The organism is Dactylosporangium sucinum (assembly GCF_014647515.1).
In the GTDB taxonomy this organism is placed as follows: Bacteria; Actinomycetota; Actinomycetes; order Mycobacteriales; family Micromonosporaceae; genus Dactylosporangium; species Dactylosporangium sucinum.
In genome coordinates, this window is the sequence record NZ_BMPI01000005.1 from 134,504 (window position 1) to 152,969 (window position 18,466).

Sequence of the window (18,466 nt, forward strand, 5' to 3'; positions counted from 1 at the left end):
CTCAGACAGATTTGCAAGACAAGTTTTCAAGACGAATTTGCGAGACGGATTTGCGAGACTGTCGTCTCAGACGGTACTGTCACCGCCATGGGAAACCGGGAGAAGCTCCTCGACGGAGCGCTGCAGTGCCTGTTCGAGAAGGGCTATGCCGAGACCACGGCCAGGGACATCGCGACGACCGCGGGTGTGAGCCTGGCCGCGATCGGCTATCACTTCGGCACCACCCAGGCGCTGCTCAGCACCGTGCTTTTCCAGGCGATGGAGCAGTGGGCCGACGAGCTGGAGAACGCCCTGAACGACGAGGGCGACGCCGCGCTCGCGCCGGCTGACCGGTTCGTCGCCATCTGGACGCGGGTGATCGATTCGATCGCCGCCAACCGTGCGCTGTGGACCACGCAGTTCGAGGCGGCCACCCAGGTCGCGCGGGGGCAGGGCCCGGACTGGGACTGGACGGAGGCGCAGGGTGGCGCCCAGGCCGGCCTGGCCGAGCTGTTCCACGGGATCGACGGCGACGAGGAGCCGGAGCTGGCCCGCACGGTGGGTGGCGTCTACCAGGCGCTCATCTCCGGCGTCGTGCTGCAGCACCTCGTGACGCCGGAGCTGGCGCTGAGCGGGCGCGACCTGATCGACGGCTTACGCGCGATCGCCGCCCGACTCGATCCCTAGCAAAAGGTGTAAAGCAGATGGAACGTGGTAGCCCCAAGCGTATGACCGCCAAGGACCGGCAGCTCGCAGCCAGCCGCCGACCGTTCAACGAGGGTGTGCTGACCACCGACCAGGGCATCCCGGTCGAGGAGACCGACAACTCGTTGCGGGCGGGCGCGCGTGGTCCGACGCTGCTTGAGGACTTCCATCTGCGCGAGAAGATCATGCGGTTCGACCACGAGCGCGTCCCCGAGCGGGTGGTGCACGCGCGCGGGTCGGGCGCCCACGGTTTCTTCAAGGTGTACGAACCGCTGGACGAGTACACGACGGCCGACTTCCTGACCGACCCCGACGCCGAGACGCCGGTGTTCGTGCGCTTCTCGACCGTCCAGGGCTCGCGCGGATCCACCGACACACCGCGCGACGTGCGCGGGTTCGCCACCAAGTTCTACACCCGGCAGGGCAACTTCGACCTCGTCGGCAACAACATGCCGGTGTTCTTCATCCAGGACGGCATCAAGTTCCCCGACCTGGTGCACGCGCTCAAGCCCGAGCCGCACCACGAGATGCCGCAGGCGGCGTCGGCCCACGACACGTTCTGGGACTTCGTGTCGCTGCAGCCGGAGACGATGCACCACGTGATGTGGCTGATGTCCGACCGGGCCCTGCCCCGCAGCTTCCGCATGATGCAGGGCTTCGGCGTGCACACCTTCCGGCTGGTCAACGCGCACGGCCGCAGCACGTTCGTGAAGTTCCACTGGACGCCGTCCCTCGGCACGCACTCGCTCGTCTTCGACGAGGCGCAGCTGATCTCGGGCAGGGACCCCGACTTCAACCGGCGCGACCTGTGGGAGGCGATCGACAGCGGGCAGTTCCCGTCCTGGGAGCTGGGCCTGCAGCTAATCCCGCAGGAGCAGGCATACCAGTTCGACGACATCGACATCCTCGATCCGACGAAGATCATTCCCGAGGAGCTCGTGCCGGTGACGCCGGTCGGCCGCCTCACGCTGAACCGCAACCCCAGCAACTTCTTCGCCGAGACCGAGCAGGTCGCGTTCTGCGTCGGCAACGTGGTGCCCGGCATCGACTTCACCAACGACCCGCTGATGCAGGCGCGGCTCTTCTCGTACCTCGACACGCAGCTCACCCGGCTCGGCGGGCCCAACTTCCCGCAGCTGCCGATCAACCGCCCGATCGCCGCCGTCCGCAACCATCAGCAGGACGGCTTCCACCAGCACGAGACGCCGGTGGGACAGGCCAACTACTTCCCGAACTCGCTCGGCGACGACCTGCCGAAGCCGGCCGGCGCGGCCGGGTTCGTGCACTTCCCGGAGGCGGTCGACGGCCCGAAGGAGCGCAAGCGCAGCGAGACGTTCGCCGACCACTACACCCAGGCGACCCTGTTCTGGAACAGCATGTCCGGTTGGGAGAGGGAGCACATCATCTCGGCATACCGGTTCGAGCTCGGCAAGGTGCGGGCCATGCCGATCCGGGTCCGCGTGGTCGAGCACCTCAACCGGATCGACCACGACCTGGCCGTCGCGGTCGCGCACGGCGTCGGCGTCGAGGAGCCGGTGAAGTCGGCCGACAACCACGGCCGCAGCTCGCCGGCGCTGTCGCAGGCCAACACGGCGCGGGACTCGATCATCAGCCGCCGGGTGGCGGTGCTGGTCGCCGACGGCGTGGACGCCCACGCGCTGGCCGCCCTGCGGGACAAGCTGACCGAGCGCGGCGCGGTCGTCGAGCTCCTCGCGCCGGTCGACGGCCGGATCACCACCTCCGACGGGGTGTCGATGGACGTGGACCGGGCGCTGCCGACGATGGCCTCGGTGCTCTACGACGCGGTGATCGTGCCGGACGGCGCGCCGGACCTGGCCACGGACGGGCAGGCGGTGCACTTCGCCGCCGAGGCGTTCAAGCACGGCAAGACCGTCTGCGCGGTCGGCTCCGGGCTTGCCCTGCTGCAGCGCGGCCAGATCCCGTTACCGACGGCGTTGGCCGATCCGGCACTGATCGCGCACGACGCTTGGTCCGACACGTTCGTGTCCGAACTGGTCGCGTCGCTCGCCAGGCACCGCAACTTCGACCGGGACGTCGCGGCGATCCCGGCCTGATCCCGACCCCGGCGGGATGCCGAAGCAGAACCGGGCCGCAGCAGGACAGCGCTCAGGACTGGTTCAGGTGGAGGTAGCCCCGGTGCACGGCGATCAGCGACAACTCCTGGGGGAACGGCGACTTCGCGGCCACCCGGTCGGGTGGGGCGCCGTCCTGGTCACCCTCCCGGATGAGCCAGGCGAGCGACGCGAGCTGCTCGTGCTGGGCCTGCACGAACGAGCGGTCGACCGAGCGTCCGTGGCCGGGGACGACCTGGGTGGTCTCCGCCAGGTGCGGCAGCAGGGCGGCGAGGGTGTCGGGCCACTCGAGGGGGTAGGCGTCGTCGAACTGTGGTGGGCCGCTCTCCTCCACCAGGTCACCGGCGATGACCACGTCGGCGTCGGGGACAAGGACGACCAGGTCACCGGCCGAGTGGCCGCGGCCGAAGTGGCGCAGCTCCACCAGCCGGTCGCCGAGGTCGAGGTCCTGGGCGGTGCGAACGAGGTCGGTCGGCGGGGTGATCGGCACCTCGGCCAGTTCCGCGGCGAGGTCCGGGTAGGCGCGCTGGCACTCGGCTCGCATGGGCTCGCCGTGGTGGGGGCCCAGCAGCACCGCCGTCTCCTCGTGCCCCCAGATCGGGGCCGGGGCGAACACGGCGTTGCCGAAGGTGTGGTCGAAGTGGTGGTGCGTGTTGACGACGGCGAGGGGGAGGTCGGTCACCCGGCGGACCGCGTTCAGCAGGTCGCGGGCCTGGGCGGTGGTCGACAGCGTGTCGACGACCAGCGCCGACTCCCCGCCGACGATCAGGGCGGCGGTCACGTCCAGCACCTTGTGACGCAGGATGTGCACGTTGGAGGCGATCTCGCGCAGGTGGGTCATGAGCGGTCCTCCAGGGCCTTGTTCAGGAACCGCTGGCGATCGACGATGATGCGCTCGACGCGGCCCTCGGCGACGATCTGGCGGCCGTCGCGAACCACGATCTCGAAGACCAGCTTGCGGCCGTCCGTCTTTGCCAGCCGGGCCTCGGCGGTGACCTTGCCGCCGATGGGCGTCGCCGCCTTGTGCTCCAGCTCGACGCGGGTGCCGACCGTGGTGAAGCCCGGGGGCAGGCGGCTCGCCGTCGCGCCGACCGTGGCCGCCTCGGCCAGGGCCAGCACGCGTGGGGTGCCGAGGACCGGCACGTCGCCCGACCCCACCGCCTGGGCGGTGTCGGCGTCGGTGACCTTGAGCTCGACGCGGGTGACGGCGCCCACCCAGGGGGCCGCATCGACCGAGGGGCGCTCGTTCGGCTGCATACTCCCCAGCCTAACGACCGTGCATAACGCGTCGCCGGAAAACCTGACGCACGTCGATAATTGCCGCCATGGAGGAGATCATGCGGTGGGCGGACGAGGGAGGAGTGGTCGTGCTGACCGGGGCGGGCATCTCGACCGACTCCGGAATCCCGGACTTCCGCGGGCCCAACGGGGTGTGGACGCGCGACCCCGAGGCGATGAAGCTGTCCTCGATCGACCATTACGTCGCCGATCCGGACGTGCGGCGCCGTTCGTGGCAGGAGCGGCTGCGCCACCCGGCGTGGACCGCCGAGCCGAATGCCGGACACACGGCGCTCGTGGAGCTGGAGCGGCGCGGCAAGCTCACCGCGATCATCACGCAGAACATCGACGGGCTCCACCAGCGGGCCGGCAGCGACCCCGCCAAGGTGATCGAGCTGCACGGCACGCTCTCGGAGACGGAGTGCCTCGGGTGCGGCGACCGGCGGCCGATGCGCGAGATCCTCGACCGCGTGGAGGGAGGCGAGGACGATCCGGCCTGCGAGGAGTGCGGCGGGATCCTGAAGTCGGCGACGATCTCGTTCGGTCAGCAGATGAACATGGCGACGCTGGAGGCGGCGGCGGAGGCGGCGATGTACTGCCGGACGTTCGTCACCGTCGGGACCTCACTGACCGTCCACCCGGCCGCCGGGCTCGTCGAGGTCGCCCGGAAGCGCGGTGCTCGGGTCGTGATCGTGAACGACGCGCCGACGCCGTACGACGCCATCGCCGACCGCGTCGTCCGCGAGCCGATCGGTGTCGTCCTGCCCCTGATCGCCGGAGGCGCCGACGCCTGAAAGACCGCCCGGCACCATCGGGATCGGCGCCGCCGGCTGCCCGGCCTCTGGAGAGGACGGCGGGGCCGCGGGGAACGGCCCGGAAAGGGACGGTGGGGCCGCGGGGGACGGCCCGGAAAGGGGCGGCGGGGCCGAGGGGGATGGCCCGGCATGCGGCGGCGGGGCCGCGGGGAAGGGCCCGGAATGGGACGGCGAGGCCGCGGGGAACGGCCCGGAGTCGGACGGCGGGGCCGCGGAGGAAGAGGGGGAAGAGCGGGAAGACAGGCCGGCAGGGGAGGGAAACGGCGCAGCGGTAGGCAGCCCAGAAGAGGACGGGAACGGCGCGGCGGCAGGAGACGAGGTCGCCGGAGGGTCACCCCAGGCCGACGCGGAGACGGCCGAGGAAGGAGGGCCAGCCGAGGAAACAGCAGCAGCCGCCGCCACAGCGCGCGCCCGGGACAAGAACGTCTGCCGCGCGGCCCGCGAGCGCCTCGCCAGGTCGTCCGCCAGCGCATAAGCGTCCAGCGCGTCCCGGTGCCGGGCCACGGCATGCAGGCCGCCCGCTGTGTCCACGTGGACCGTGGCCAGGGTGAGGAGGCGTTGCAGCGGGCCCTGCGTGACCCGGACGCTCTGCACGCGGGCCAGGGGGACCGCCACCAGTTCGCGGGTCAGTACCCCCTCGCGGACCGCCACCACGTCGTCGGTGACGCCCACGCCGATGCGGGACCAGGCCAGGGGAGCCAGCCAGCGGGCCCGGCTCGGCGGGCCCGTCACCGGGACCGCGGTGGCGTCGATGGCGGCGTGGTGGGGGCGGAGGGTGACGGCGACGCCCAGTACCATCGCCGCGACCCCGGCGGTGTCGGCGGACGCGGCGACGGGCACCAGCGTGCCCGCCCGCAGCTGCTCCTCGCCGTCGCCGCCGTAGCCGGCGACGTCGATGCGGGCGCGGGACCAGCCGGGGGCCCGCCACAGGAGCGGCCAGGTGATTTTCAGGCCCTGGACGCGCCGCGGCGGGACGGTCTGGCTGCGCTTGTTGAGGAGGCCCTGGCGGACGCGGAAGACGGCGGCGTCCACGCCCAGGTGGAAGTCCCACTCGTCGAGGACGCGGCGGACGGGGACCTGGAAGGCGCCCAGGAAGGCCGTGACCGTGCTGGCGGCGCCGATGATGGTCCAGGTCGGGTCGAGGGTCGCCTGCCAGATGACGAACGCGGCGCCGACGGGCACGGCCAGGGCCTGCGGCGTGAGGAGCTGGGCCAGGAGCAGGCGGCGGTTGAGCGCGGTGAAGACCGGGCGCTCGCGGGAGACCGGGTCGGGGGCGACGCCCGTGGCCAGGCCGAGCAGGCGGCCGCGCAGCTCGCTGGCGCCGGCCACGGTCAGGTACGCGAGCGGCGCCTCCGTCTTGCCCGCCCCGATGACCTCCAGGCGCAGCTCGGCCAGGCCGAAGACGCGGGCCAGAGCCGGGCGGACGATGTCGATGGCCTGGACGCGTTCGAGCGGGATCGTGCGGGTGCGCCGCGACAGGAGGCCCTCGTGGACCCGCAGCTCGCGGCCGACGACCTCGTACCCGGTGACGAGCCAGATGACCGCCGACACGAGCACGGCCACGATCAGGATGCCCGCCATGGACGCCAGCCAGCCGAGCGGGCCCAGGTCGCGCAGGCCCTGCCACGAGATGACGACGGCCGCGGCGGCGACCAGCTTGGCGCCGCGGACCAGGGGCGTCAGCGGATGCAGACGCTGGCGGTTCACAGGCCCTCTTCGCGGATCTCGCCGAGCGCGGCGAGCCGGTCGCGCAGCCGGGTGGCCTCGGCGGCGTCGAGGCCCGGCACGGTGGCGTCGCTCGCGGCCGCGGCCGTGTGCAGCGTCACGGTCGCCAGGCCGGCGGCGCGCTCCAGCGGACCGGCGCTCACATCGACGAACTGCATCCGTGCGTACGGCACGATCGACAGCCGCCGGATCAGCAGCCCGTGCCGGACCAGCAGGTCGTCGGCCCGTTCGGCATAGCCCCAGGCCCGCAGCGAGCGGCGCAGGAAGGCCGCGCGCACGATGCCGAGGACGAGGATCACCGGGGCGGCCGGCAGGAACCAGGCCGAGAACAGCAGGCCTGCGATGAGCGCACCCAGGACGAGGATCACGACCCAGAGCGCCAGCACGCAGACCCGCACCAGGAAGTACCGCGGCGAAATCGGCCGCCAGGCCACGGTGTCCGGCCACGGGCGGAGCGGATCGGGAGCCACCGTCACTCTTCGAGCCTATCCCGATCATCGATCGGCACGGTCTCCCGCAGGAACCCGCGGGCGTCCAGGAACGCCGAGAGCGACTCCCGATGATCGGGGCAGGCCAGCCAGGTCTTGCGCCGGTCGGGCGTGTGCAGCTTCGGGTTGTTCCAGCGCAGCTGCCAGGCAGCGGGCGCACGGCAACCCTTGGCGGAGCAGATCAGCGGATCCACGCGGGCCAGTCTGCCAGCGACGCGGAGGAGGATGAGCGCCGGGCGGCCACGGGGGAAGCCGCCCGGCGACGGGGTGAATCGTACCCACCTCGGTACGGGTGGTGTCCAGTCACCCGAGGTGTCCGATGACAAAAATCGCCACGGTCGATAGCCACATATCCGAAATATCACACTAAAAGAAACTCCCAGAAGGCTCCCAGCGGCGCCGGATCGCTGCGGGTGTCCGGACATGCGACGCTAGGCTCGGAACCACACACCTACGCGTGGAGGACCGGTGACCCAGCCGAGCAACCCCGTCTCGACACCCGCACAGGACGCGACCGTGCTCGAGCGTGCCCTCTTCGAGGTGAAGAGGGTCATCGTCGGTCAGGATCGCATGATCGAGCGGATGTTCGTGTCGTTGCTCAGCCGCGGCCACGTCCTCCTCGAAGGCGTCCCCGGCGTCGCCAAGACCCTCGCCGTCGAGACGCTGGCCCGGGTCGTGGGCGGCACGTTCTCCCGCATCCAGTTCACCCCCGACCTGGTGCCCGCCGACATCGTCGGCACGCGGATCTACCGGCAGTCGAGCGAGAAGTTCGACGTCGAGCTCGGCCCCGTGTTCGTCAACTTCCTGCTCGCCGACGAGATCAACCGTGCGCCGGCCAAGGTGCAGTCGGCGCTGCTGGAGGTCATGGCCGAGCAGCAGGTCTCGATCGGCGGCGAGAGCTACGACGTCCCGCGGCCCTTCCTGGTCATGGCCACCCAGAACCCGATCGAGCAGGAGGGCGTCTACCCGCTGCCCGAGGCCCAGCGCGACCGGTTCCTGATGAAGATCCAGGTCGGCTACCCGAGCGACGCCGAGGAGCGGGAGATCGTCTACCGGGTGTCGGTGAAGACGCCCGACCCGGTCGCGGTGCTCACCACCGAGGAGCTGATGGGGCTGCAGGCCAAGGCCGACGACGTGTTCGTGCACAACGCGCTCGTCGACTACGCGGTGCGGCTGGTCGTCGCCACCCGGGCGCCGGCCGAGCACGGCCTGGCCGACGTCGCGCAGCTCATCCAGTACGGTGCGAGCCCCCGTGCCTCGCTGGGCATCGTGCGGGCGTCCCGCGCCCTCGCCCTGCTCCGGGGCCGGGACTACGCGCTGCCGCAGGACGTGCAGGACATCGCGCCCGACATCCTGCGCCACCGGCTGGTGCTGTCCTACGACGCGCTCGCCGACGACATCCCGGCCGACGACATCGTGCGCCGCGTGCTGGCCGCCGTGCCGCCGCCGACCGTCGCGCCCCGCCAGCAGGCCCAGGCGGTGTCCGGTCCCCCGCAGACGACGACGATCACGACGTGGCCCGGCCGTTGAACCAGCAGATGGAGCGTCAGGACGCCCGCGCCGAGGTCGTCCTCAACCGCATGCAGCTGCTCATCACGCGCAAGCTCGACGGGCTGCTGCAGGGCGACTACCTCGGCCTGCTGCCCGGGCCGGGGACCGAGGCGGGTGAGTCGCGGGAGTATCGCCCCGGCGACGACGTTCGGCGCATGGACTGGCCCGTCACGGCCCGCACGACGCTGCCGCACGTGCGCCAGACGGTCGCCGACCGCGAGCTGGAGGCGTGGCTCGCCGTCGACCTGAGCGCGAGCCTCGACTTCGGCACGGCGCGGTATCTCAAGCGCGACCTCGCCGTCGCCGCGGCCGCCGCGGTCTCGCACCTGGTCGTGCGGGGCGGCAACCGCGTCGGCGCCGTGGTGGGCACCGGCAGCGCCCTCACCCGGATGCCCGCCCGCCCCGGCCGCAAGGACGCCCAGGGCCTGCTGCGCGCGATCGCCCACACCCCACCGCAGCCCGGCCGGGCCGACCTCGGCGCGCTCATCGACATGCTCAACCGCCCGCCGCGGCGGCGCGGCCTCGCCGTGGTCATCTCCGACTTCATGACCCCGGTCGCCCAGTGGGCCCGCCCGCTGCGCAAGCTCGGCGTCCGCCACGACCTGCTCGCCGTCGAGGTCGTCGACCCGCGCGAGCTGGAGCTGCCCAACGTCGGGGTGATCGCCCTCGTCGACCCGGAGACGGGCCGGATGCATGAGGTGCAGACCGCCGACCCGAAGCTGCGGCACCGCTACGCGCACGCGGCCGCCGCCCAGCGGGGCGCCATCGCCGGCGCCCTGCGCGGCGCCAACGCCGCGCACCTGCGCCTGCGCACCGACTCCGACTGGCTGCTCGACATCGTCCGGTTCGTCGCAGCCCAGCGCCACGCCCGAACCCGAGGTACGACTCGATGATCCGTTTGCTCTCGCCCTGGTGGCTGCTTTCCCTGCTGCCCGTCGCCGCCGTCATCGGCGTGTACGTCTGGCGGCAGCTGCACCGGCGCGCGTTCGCCGTGCGGTTCACCAACGTCGACCTGCTCTCCAGCCTGGTGCCCAAGGGCATCGGCCCGCGCCGGCACATCAGCGCCGCCGCGTTCCTGCTGAGCCTGTTGGTGCTCGGCTTCGGCCTGGCCCGGCCGTCGTACGACAGCAAGGAGCCGCTGGAGCGGGCCACCATCATGCTGGCCATCGACGTCTCCCTGTCGATGCAGGCGACCGACGTCGCGCCGACGCGCATCGACGCGGCCAAGTCGGCCGCGACGGACTTCGTGAAGCAGCTGCCGGCGTCGTTCAACGTCGGCATCGTCTCGTTCGCGAAGACGGCGAGCGTGCTGGTGTCGCCGACGAAAGAGCGCTCCGCGGTACTGCAGGCGATCGACGGCCTGACGCTGCAGGAGTCGACGGCGACCGGCGAGGCCGTGTTCACCAGCCTCGACGCGATCCGGACCGTGCCCGCGGACGGCGCCGCCGGCCCGCCGCCGGCCCGCATCGTGCTGCTCTCCGACGGGTTCCGCACCGCCGGCCGCTCGCTGGAGGACGCGTCCGCGGCCGCCGCGGCGGCGAACGTGCCGGTCTCGACGATCGCGTTCGGCACCGACGAGGGCGTGGTGCGCATCGGCAACACCCCGCAGCGGGTGCCGGTCGACCGGCCGTCGCTGCAGAAGGTGGCCGAGGTCACCAAGGGCTACTTCTACGAGGCGGCCAGCAAGGAAGAGCTCAAGCGCGTCTACACCGACATGGGCAGCTCGATCGGCTACCGGACGAAGCCGCGCGAGATCACCCAGTGGTACCTGGGCATCGGTTTCCTGCTGGCCCTGGCCGCGGGCGGCCTGAGCCTGCTCTGGGGATCCCGCCTGCCATAAGCGAGCGAGCGTGGCTAGTGGGCGCCGACCATGAAGAAGAGGGCGGCGACCCACAGTGCGGCCAGGAAAAAGCCAACGGGCGCGACGAAGCGGCTCACGACATGCTCCCAACGGTGGTTGTCTCAGGGGTGGAGAACAAGCACGCGGACAGCCGTGGGCGGATCCTCAGACCAGGACCGGCACACGACTGGAGGGATCGCTACTTCGCACAGCGATCACCTCCAGGGAGCAGCTGCCGTACCGGACGGGCAGCGTTGGGCACGCGTTGGGCACGCGGCGCCATCCATCGTACTGCCCGCCGTCGCGCCGAGCGAGTTGGCTTCTACCATCCGGTAACGCCTAATCTCCGTACTGCACAACCGACTCGAAAGGCGGCAACCCGTGGCGAGGACCGTGCTGGTCACCGGCGGCAACCGGGGCATCGGACTGGCGATCGCGCAGGCGTTCGCCAAGCAGGGCGACCGGGTGGCGGTGACGCACCGTGGTTCCGGCGCTCCCGAGGGTCTCTTCGGCGTGCAGTGTGACATCACCGACTCGGCCGCCGTCGACGCCGCGTTCACCACGGTCGAAAACGAGCTCGGGCCGGTCGAGGTCCTCGTCGCCAACGCCGGCATCACCCAGGACACGCTGCTGCTGCGCATGAGCGACGAGCAGTTCACCGACGTCCTGGACACCAACCTGACCGGCTCGTTCCGCTGCGCCAAGCGGGCCGCGACCAAGATGCTGCGCGCCCGCTGGGGCCGGATCATCTTCATCTCGTCGGTCGTCGGCCTCTACGGCAGCCCCGGCCAGGTCAACTACGCCGCCTCCAAGGCCGGCCTGGTCGGCATGGCCCGGTCGATCACCCGCGAGCTGGGCAGCCGCAACATCACCGCCAACGTGGTCGCCCCCGGCTTCATCGAGACCGACATGACGGCCGTGCTGCCGGAGGCCACGCAGGCTGAGTACAAGAAGTCCATCCCGCTCGGCCGCATGGCGAAGCCGGAAGAGGTCGCCGGCGCGGTGACCTGGCTCGCCAGCGACGCCGCGGGCTACATCACCGGCGCCGTCATTCCCGTCGACGGCGGCCTTGGCATGGGCCACTGAGGTCACGAAGGGTTTGAACATGGCTGGACTTCTCGAGGGCAAACGCCTGCTCGTCACCGGCATCATCACGGAGCAGTCGATCGCCTTCTCCGCCGCGAAGCTCGCCCAGGAGCAGGGCGCCAAGGTCGTGCTCACCGGCTTCGGCCGCCTCTCGCTCGTCGAGCGGATCGCCAAGCGCCTGCCGCAGGAGGCGCCGGTCATCGAGCTCGACGTGACCAACAAGGAGCACCTCGACGGCCTGGCCGACAAGGTCCGGGAGCACGTCGACGGCCTCGACGGCGTCCTGCACTCGATCGGCTTCGCGCCGGCGTCGTGCCTCGGCGGCGGCTTCCTCGACGCCCCGTGGGAGGACGTGGCGACCGCGGTCCACGTGTCGACGTTCTCGTTCAAGTCGCTCGCCGTGGCCTGCCTGCCGCTGCTCGGCCCGGGCAGCGCCGTCGTCGGGCTCGACTTCGACGCCAGCAAGGCCTGGCCGGTGTACGACTGGATGGGCGTGGCCAAGGCCGGCCTGGAGTCGACGTCCCGCTATCTCGCCCGCGACCTCGGCCCGCGCGGCATCCGCGTCAACCTGGTCGCCGCCGGCCCGCTGCGCACCATGGCCGCCAAGTCCATCCCCGGCTTCGCCGTGTTCGAGGACTCGTGGGCCAAGACCGCGCCCCTCGGCTGGGACCTCAACGACCAGGTGGCCGCGGCCAAGGCGTGCTGCGCGCTGATGTCCGACTGGTTCCCGGCCACGACCGGCGAGATCGTCCACGTCGACGGTGGGTACCACGCGGTCGGATCGTCCTGACCCGCTTGCAACAATGGGGGACGTGGCTTATGACGCGTTCCTCCTGGTCTCGTTCGGCGGTCCGGAAGGGCAGGAGGACGTCCTGCCCTTCCTGGAGAACGTGACGCGCGGGCGCGGCATCCCGCGCGAGCGCCTGGAGACCGTCGCCGAGCACTACCGGCACTTCGGCGGCGTCTCGCCGATCAACGCGCAGTGCCGCGAGCTGCTGCAGGCCCTGGACCTCGACCTGCCGGTCTACTGGGGCAACCGCAACTGGCACCCGTTCCTGGAGGACACGGTCCGCCAGCTGCGCGACGACGGCGTCCAGCACGCGCTCGCGTTCGTGACCAGCCCGTTCGGCTCGTTCTCGTCGTGCCGTCAGTACCTGGACGACATCGCGAAGGCCCGCGCGAACGTCGAGGGCGCCCCGCAAATCGACAAAATCCGGCATTATCACGATCATCCCGGATACATCGCTCCGCACGCCGACGCGGTCCGCGCGGCGCTCGCCCAGCTCCCGTCCCGCATGGCCGCCCGCCTGGTCTTCACCGCCCACTCGATCCCGACGGCCATGAACGACTCGAGCGGACCGGACGGCAAGCGATACGAGGCCCAGCTGCGCGAGACCGCCGCCCTGGTCGCCGCCGAGGCCGCCCCCGAGCTGCCCTGGGACCTGGTCTGGCAGAGCCGCTCCGGCTCGCCGCACGTCCCCTGGCTCGAGCCGGACGTCAACGCCCACCTCGAGCACCTCGCCGAGCAGGGCGTGACCGAGGTCGTGGTGAGCCCGATCGGCTTCATCTCCGACCACCTGGAGGTCGTGTGGGACCTCGACGAGGAGGCCCGCGCCACGGCCGCCCGCCTGGGCCTGGCCTACGTCCGTGCCGCCACCCCCGGCACCGACCCGAGGTTCGTGGCGATGATCCGACAGCTCGTGGACGAGCGCGTGCTTGCTCACAGTAATGTGCGTCACGCGCTCGGCACCGTCCCGACCTGGGACTTCTGCCCCGCCGACTGCTGCGTGTCACCAAAGCGCGCATAGGATCGAAACGTTGTTGAGGGAAGATGTTGCGCGTGAGAGAACGCAAGCCCATCGAGTCCTGGCTCACCGACATGGACGGAGTCCTCGTGCACGAGGGCGTCCCCGTCCCCGGCGCACCGGAGTTCGTCAACCGGCTGCGCTCATCCGGCAAGCCCTTCCTGATCCTGACGAACAACTCGATCTACACCGCCCGTGACCTCCAGGCCCGGCTGCGCAGAATCGGCTTCGACGTCCCCGAGTCCGCGATCTGGACCTCCGCGCTGGCCACGGCGCAGTTCCTGGACACCCAGCGCCCCGGCGGCACGGCGTATGTCATCGGCGAGGCGGGCCTGACGACGGCGATGCACGAGGTCGGCTACATCCTGACCGACACCGAGCCGGATTATGTGGTCCTCGGCGAGACGCGGACGTACAGCTTCGAGGCCATCACCACGGCCATCCGCCTGATCAACGACGGCGCCCGCTTCATCTGCACCAACCCCGACGCGACCGGCCCGTCCAACGAGGGCGCCCTCCCCGCCTGCGGGGCGGTGGCCGCCCTCATCTCCAAGGCCACGGGGATAGAGCCATACTTCATCGGCAAGCCCAACCCGATGATGATGCGCTCCGCCCTGAACAGCATCGACGCCCACTCCGAGACCACGGCCATGATAGGCGACCGCATGGACACCGACGTCCTCTGCGGCCTGGAGGCGGGCCTGGAGACGATCCTGGTCCTGAGCGGCATCAGCACGGCCGCGGACGTGGAACGCTACCCGTACCGCCCCTCGCGCATCATCCCGTCCGTGGCCCACTTGATCGACGAGGTCTGATGCAATTCTAGGAACTCGGGTCCGCGCAAGTGACGACCGTCGCTCCCGCCAGACACCGCTCGTGTCCCCGCGACATTCGTCCCGGGGACACGGACGCTGCCATCGCCGTCGTCCCAAGACCCCGCCGGTCCCAGCCCGAGGCAACCTCACGCCCCCAGCGTGGCCTTCGCGGAACGGATGATCGCCGTTTCGGCACGGCTGGCGCGGGCGGCCGGCCGGTCTGGGTCCGCGGGTCGGCTTCGCGGGGGCGGTGATCGCCGTTTCGGCACGGCCGGCCGGGCGGTGTGAGTCGGTGGGCCGGCTTCGCGCGGCGATCGTGCGGCACGCCCATGATCGTGGGAACAATTTGGCTGCCCCGGACAGCCAAATGCTTCCCTCGATCATGGCGGCAGCGCGGTGATCGGCGTTTCAGCCTGGGCAACGCAAGCCCGGCCGCAACGTTGGGCTCGCAGGCCGGGTGGTGATCGGCGTTTCGGCGTGGGCGGGGTAGGCGCGAGCTGTTGGGGCGCGGCCTGGCGCGGTGATCGGCGTTTCAGCCCAAGCAACGCAAGCCCGGCCGCAACGTTGGGCTCGCAGGCCGGGTGGTGATCGGGGTTTCGGCGTGGGCGGCGCAGGTGCGAGCCGGTTGGGGCGCGGGCTGGCTCCGTGATCGGCGTTTCGGCGCGGGCGGCGCAAGCGGCCCGGTGGGCTGGGGCCGTGGTTGGCGTTTCGGGGCCGCTAGAGCAGCGGGGCGTTGCAGGACGCCACCAGGGCGCGGCGGCAGGCCGTCATCAGCGGGCGTAAGGCGGCGTCGCGCTGCTGGACCTCGTAGCCGTTGATGGCGCCGCCCGGGGCCGCGTGCTCCGCCAGGGCCAGGACGCGGTCCAGGATGTTCGCCCTCGCGTACAAGCGGCGGGCCCGCGGATCGTAGCCCGGCGGCAGGTCCGTCGCGCCGTCCGGCTTGCGGAGGGCCTCGATGGCGCCGGCCAGCTCGGGGCGCCACTGGGCGATGTCCAGCTTCGCCAGGATGCGGGTCGCCGTTGCCAGCTCCGCGGACAGTTCGGCCTCGGCCTCGGCCGTGGTCGGGTCGTCCGGGCGCGCCAGCGGCGCCTCCGGCAGGGCGAACACCTGCCAGCGCACCGTCTCGAACTCGTCGCCCGAGCCCGAGGTGTGCAGCCGGACCTCCGGCACGAAGCCCAGGCCGCCCGCGATCACGCCCTCGCCGGCCAGCAGGGCGGCGCCCGTGAACGGGCCCGGGCCGGGCAGGCCGCGGGGGTCGCCGGGGGCCGGGAGCACCAACCGTACGTCGTCCGGGTGGAGCTTCGACAACGTCGGCAGCGCGTTGCCCAGCGACACGTCGGTCCACGTGCCGGGGACGTCGGAGACCATGTGCTCCTCGTCGCCGGAGATCTCGGCGGCGGCGTCGTCGCACGGCACGAGGCCGGCGCGCCACGCCCGGACCCATGCCACGAAACGCGCCGAGCGGCGCGCCTGCAGGGTCGCCGCGCGTGCTGCGGGGGACATGGGAGCAAGGGTACGTGCTGACGTGCCGGTATGTCTCGCAGCCGGACGGGCCGTCAGCCGATACGCTTCCCGGACATGGACGTCCTGGCGAACAACGACTGGCGTCGCCGGCGGGCGATTCCCGAGGTCGACGCCGAGCTGGACCTCGTCGTGGAGGACGCGGAGTCCGGGTTCTGCGGGGCCGTGGTGGGGTTCGAGTTCGGCGCCGTGGTGCTCGAGGACCGGTTCGGCAAGCGGCGGAACTTCCCGCTGGAGCCGGCCGCGTTCCTGCTCGACGGCGAGCCGGTGACCTTGCGTAAACCGCGACAAACCGCGCCGAAGCAGCAGCGCACGACCACCGCCTCCGGGTCCGTCGCCGTCGCGGGTCACACCGCACGAGTGGCGCGGCGCAGCCGGATCTGGGTCGAGGGCATCCACGACGCCGCCCTGGTCGAGCGGATCTGGGGCGACGACCTGCGCGTCGAGGGCGTCGTGGTCGAGCCGCTCGACGGCATCGACGAGCTGAGCAGCAGCATCCGCGCGTTCGGCCCGGGCCCCGTGGCGCGCCTCGGCGTGCTCGTCGACCACCTGGTGCCCGGGTCGAAGGAGAGCCGGATCGTCGCCTCGGTCCAGTCGCCGTACGTCCTGGTGACCGGGCACCCCTACGTCGACGTCTGGCAGGCGGTCCGGCCGTCCGCGGTCGGCATCCGCGCCTGGCCCGAGGTGCCGCGCGGCCGTCCCTGGAAGGAGGGCGTCTGCGCGGCCCTCGGCGTCGCCGACCCGGCCGACATGTGGCGCCGGATCCTCGCCGGCGTCTCCAGCTTCCGCGACGTCGAGACCCCGCTCATCGGCGCGATGGAGCGGCTGATCGACTTCGTGACCGAGCCCGACGACGAGGACGTCTAGACCGCGGGCCACGGATCCCGGGTGAACGCGGACGTCGCGATGTCCAGCCCGGCGACGTCACCCGACGCGGACCGGATCACCTGCAGGAACTCGCCGTCGTTGTCGCCCGACCGGCCCCGCCACCGGTCGGCGACCGGCCCGTCCGGCACGAACCGCCACGGCGTCCGCCCGGTCGTCAGCGGCGTCACCACCAGTTCGCCGTCCGACCACCCGATCTCGTGCTCCTGCCCCATCCACCACCAGCGGCCGGTGAGCGGCTCGACCGACGGCGGGGGCGGCGTGCCCGGCCGCCACGGGGCGACCCGCGCCGGCTCCCGGTCGAGGACGGCGTCGAGCAGGTCGAGCCCGAAGGCGCTGAGCCCGCCGCCGTGCCCGCCGTAGTGCATGGTGTACGCGTTGGCGAACGCCACGACACCCGTCTGCGACGGCCGGTGGACGGCGAGCAGGGCCACGTAGCCCGGCATCGAGCCGCTGTGCCCCACGAACACCCGCTCACCGCGGCGCCACAGCTGCAGGCCCAGCCCGTGCCCCGCGCGCCACCCGTCGAGATCGCTGATCACGACCGGGGCACACATCTCGGCGACCGTTGCTTCCGGCAGTACCGCCGGATCCGGATCCGCCAGGAACCCGGCCCACCGCGCCAGGTCCGCCACCGTGGACCACAGCTGCCCCGCGGGCGCCATGGCCCCGGCGTCCAGCCGCGGCTCCTCCCGCATGCTGTCGAGCCAGGGATGCATGACGTACCCCCGGGCGAAGGGCTCGGCCGGCCCGTACGTCGTCCGCTGCAGCTGGAGCGGCCCCAGGATCCGCTTCGTGAGCATCGACCGCCAGTCCTCGCCGCCGAGGCGGCTGACCACCGCGCCGAGCAGCCCGTAGGCGAGGTTGGAGTAGTGGTATCCGTGCAGCGGGGGGTACGACACCTTGTCCGCGGTGAGCGTGGACAGGAAGGTGTCGACGTCCATCCCGGCGCTGCGCTCCCACCAGTCCCCGTCGGGCTCGCGCTGGACGCCCCCGGCGTGACCGAGCAGTTGACGCAGCGTGACCGCGCCGACGGGGGTGCCGGGGAGGTGGCGGTACAGCAGGTCGTCGAGCGCCAGCTTGCCCTCGTCCCGCAGCGCGAGCACGAGCGAGGCGGTCATCGTCTTGGTGATCGACCCGATGCGGAACTGCAGGTCGGGAGCGTAGTCGCCGGCCGCGGCGACGTGCGCGAGGGCGCCGGCGCGCACCACGCCGGCCACGAGGGTCGGCACGCGGCCCCCGGCATGGGCGCCGGAGACGAGCTCCTCGACGCGCGAGACGGTTTCGGGGAGGAGGGGCACGGGGGTCGCCTTCTTTCGGATTGCTTCACTCGGTCAAACGGCCAGGAGGCGGGGTGGGAGGTGGGCCGAGGCAACGATTCCGCAAGAGGAGTGATCGGAGTACGGCAGAGCGTGCATCGGCGTGACACGATCGAAGCGTGGATGTCTGGCTGATCGTCTGGGTGATCGTCGGCGTCGCCTTCGTCGCGGCGGAGGTTTTCACGACCACGTTCATATTGCTCATGTTCGGCATCGGCGCGTTCGCCGCGGCGGGAGCGGCTGCTCTCGGGGCGAACGAGGCGGTGCAGGCGATCGTCTTCGCCGTGGTGAGCGCGCTGTCGTTCGTGGCCGTGCGGCCCACGCTGCGCCGCTACATGCGTCGCGACCTGCGAGACACGGCTATGGGCGTCGAGGCCATCGAGGGCTCCATGGCGCTCGTCATGGAAGACGTCGACAACGACGGCGGCATGATCAAGATCGACGGGGAGCTCTGGCGGGCCCGCCCTTACGACGTCACGCAGACGTTCGCCAAGGGGGACCGGGTCCGGGTGATCGAGATCAAGGGTGCTACCGCAATGGTGTGGAAGGACTGAGGCGAAG

Annotated in this window: 18 protein-coding genes and 1 pseudogene; 12 read left to right on the plus strand and 7 right to left on the minus strand. The window is 71.6% G+C overall.

Going from position 1 to position 18,466, the window contains the following annotated elements:
• The first annotated feature begins 87 nt into the window (after nt 1-87).
• On the plus strand, nt 88-666 hold the full coding sequence (locus IEZ31_RS06385) for a TetR/AcrR family transcriptional regulator (RefSeq protein ID WP_190248798.1): 579 nt from the start codon (nt 88-90) through the stop codon (nt 664-666).
• A gap of 17 nt (nt 667-683) precedes the next feature.
• Nucleotides 684-2,759, plus strand: a complete 2,076-nt coding sequence (locus IEZ31_RS06390; RefSeq protein ID WP_229834318.1) for a catalase — start codon at nt 684-686, stop codon at nt 2,757-2,759.
• Nucleotides 2,760-2,811: 52 nt separating this feature from the next.
• Here the strand turns inward: IEZ31_RS06390 and IEZ31_RS06395 are convergent, their stop codons facing one another.
• The gene (locus IEZ31_RS06395) at nt 2,812-3,618 is read right to left on the minus strand and encodes an MBL fold metallo-hydrolase (protein WP_190248799.1); all 807 of its coding nucleotides are present in this window, start codon (nt 3,616-3,618) and stop codon (nt 2,812-2,814) included.
• On the minus strand, nt 3,615-4,034 hold the full coding sequence (locus tag IEZ31_RS06400; protein ID WP_190248800.1) for a thioesterase family protein: 420 nt from the start codon (nt 4,032-4,034) through the stop codon (nt 3,615-3,617). Before IEZ31_RS06400 ends, IEZ31_RS06395 begins: the two co-directional genes overlap by 4 nt.
• Before the next feature lie 68 nt (nt 4,035-4,102).
• On the opposite strand from IEZ31_RS06400, the gene IEZ31_RS06405 reads away from it, so the two are divergent.
• Nucleotides 4,103-4,849, plus strand: a complete 747-nt coding sequence (locus IEZ31_RS06405; protein ID WP_190248801.1) for an SIR2 family NAD-dependent protein deacylase — start codon at nt 4,103-4,105, stop codon at nt 4,847-4,849.
• 480 nt (nt 4,850-5,329) lie between these two features.
• On the opposite strand, the pseudogene IEZ31_RS06410 reads toward IEZ31_RS06405, so the two are convergent.
• The 3 genes and pseudogenes from IEZ31_RS06410 to IEZ31_RS06420 all read right to left on the minus strand — a co-directional run.
• Nucleotides 5,330-6,577: pseudogene (locus IEZ31_RS06410) on the minus strand (PH domain-containing protein); the annotation flags it as partial.
• Nucleotides 6,574-7,071 (minus strand): PH domain-containing protein, encoded by a 498-nt coding sequence (locus IEZ31_RS06415; protein WP_190248802.1) that lies wholly within the window; start codon nt 7,069-7,071, stop codon nt 6,574-6,576. The gene IEZ31_RS06415 and the pseudogene IEZ31_RS06410, both read right to left, overlap by 4 nt.
• Nucleotides 7,068-7,277: a hypothetical protein gene (locus tag IEZ31_RS06420; protein WP_229834319.1), complete on the minus strand. Its 210-nt coding sequence runs from the start codon at nt 7,275-7,277 to the stop codon at nt 7,068-7,070. Before IEZ31_RS06420 ends, IEZ31_RS06415 begins: the two co-directional genes overlap by 4 nt.
• Before the next feature lie 274 nt (nt 7,278-7,551).
• On the opposite strand from IEZ31_RS06420, the gene IEZ31_RS06425 reads away from it, so the two are divergent.
• The 7 genes from IEZ31_RS06425 (at nt 7,552) to IEZ31_RS06455 (ending at nt 14,180) form a co-directional block, all read left to right on the plus strand.
• Complete coding sequence (locus IEZ31_RS06425; protein ID WP_190248803.1) at nt 7,552-8,613, plus strand: AAA family ATPase; 1,062 nt, start codon at nt 7,552-7,554, stop codon at nt 8,611-8,613.
• An 8-nt stretch (nt 8,614-8,621) separates the two neighbouring features.
• A complete protein-coding gene (locus IEZ31_RS06430; RefSeq protein ID WP_190248948.1) occupies nt 8,622-9,527 on the plus strand; it encodes a DUF58 domain-containing protein in 906 nt (301 codons plus the stop codon).
• The gene (locus tag IEZ31_RS06435; protein WP_190248804.1) at nt 9,524-10,474 is read left to right on the plus strand and encodes a VWA domain-containing protein; all 951 of its coding nucleotides are present in this window, start codon (nt 9,524-9,526) and stop codon (nt 10,472-10,474) included. The genes IEZ31_RS06430 and IEZ31_RS06435 overlap by 4 nt, the downstream gene beginning before the upstream one ends.
• 381 nt (nt 10,475-10,855) lie before the next feature.
• Complete coding sequence (gene fabG / locus IEZ31_RS06440; RefSeq protein WP_190248805.1) at nt 10,856-11,560, plus strand: 3-oxoacyl-[acyl-carrier-protein] reductase; 705 nt, start codon at nt 10,856-10,858, stop codon at nt 11,558-11,560.
• Between the two features lie 19 nt (nt 11,561-11,579).
• Nucleotides 11,580-12,350, plus strand: coding sequence for an enoyl-ACP reductase FabI (fabI, locus tag IEZ31_RS06445; protein WP_190248806.1), 771 nt, complete (start codon nt 11,580-11,582; stop codon nt 12,348-12,350).
• A gap of 22 nt (nt 12,351-12,372) precedes the next feature.
• On the plus strand, nt 12,373-13,368 hold the full coding sequence (locus IEZ31_RS06450) for a ferrochelatase (RefSeq protein WP_190248807.1): 996 nt from the start codon (nt 12,373-12,375) through the stop codon (nt 13,366-13,368).
• Nucleotides 13,369-13,391: 23 nt separating this feature from the next.
• A complete protein-coding gene (locus tag IEZ31_RS06455; protein ID WP_190248808.1) occupies nt 13,392-14,180 on the plus strand; it encodes an HAD-IIA family hydrolase in 789 nt (262 codons plus the stop codon).
• A 717-nt stretch (nt 14,181-14,897) separates the two neighbouring features.
• Here IEZ31_RS06455 and IEZ31_RS06460 read toward each other — a convergent pair.
• Complete coding sequence (locus tag IEZ31_RS06460; RefSeq protein ID WP_190248809.1) at nt 14,898-15,683, minus strand: Rv1486c family protein; 786 nt, start codon at nt 15,681-15,683, stop codon at nt 14,898-14,900.
• Between the two features lie 75 nt (nt 15,684-15,758).
• Here IEZ31_RS06460 and IEZ31_RS06465 point away from each other — a divergent pair, with 75 nt between their 5' ends.
• A complete protein-coding gene (locus tag IEZ31_RS06465; protein ID WP_229834321.1) occupies nt 15,759-16,568 on the plus strand; it encodes a DUF3097 domain-containing protein in 810 nt (269 codons plus the stop codon).
• Here the strand turns inward: IEZ31_RS06465 and IEZ31_RS06470 are convergent.
• Entirely contained in the window at nt 16,565-17,887 is a 1,323-nt protein-coding gene (locus IEZ31_RS06470; RefSeq protein WP_190248811.1) for a serine hydrolase domain-containing protein, read from the minus strand. The genes IEZ31_RS06465 and IEZ31_RS06470 overlap by 4 nt on opposite strands.
• Nucleotides 17,888-18,024: 137 nt before the next feature.
• On the opposite strand from IEZ31_RS06470, the gene IEZ31_RS06475 reads away from it, so the two are divergent.
• Nucleotides 18,025-18,459 (plus strand): NfeD family protein, encoded by a 435-nt coding sequence (locus tag IEZ31_RS06475; protein ID WP_229834323.1) that lies wholly within the window; start codon nt 18,025-18,027, stop codon nt 18,457-18,459.
• The last annotated feature ends 7 nt before the right edge of the window (nt 18,460-18,466 follow it).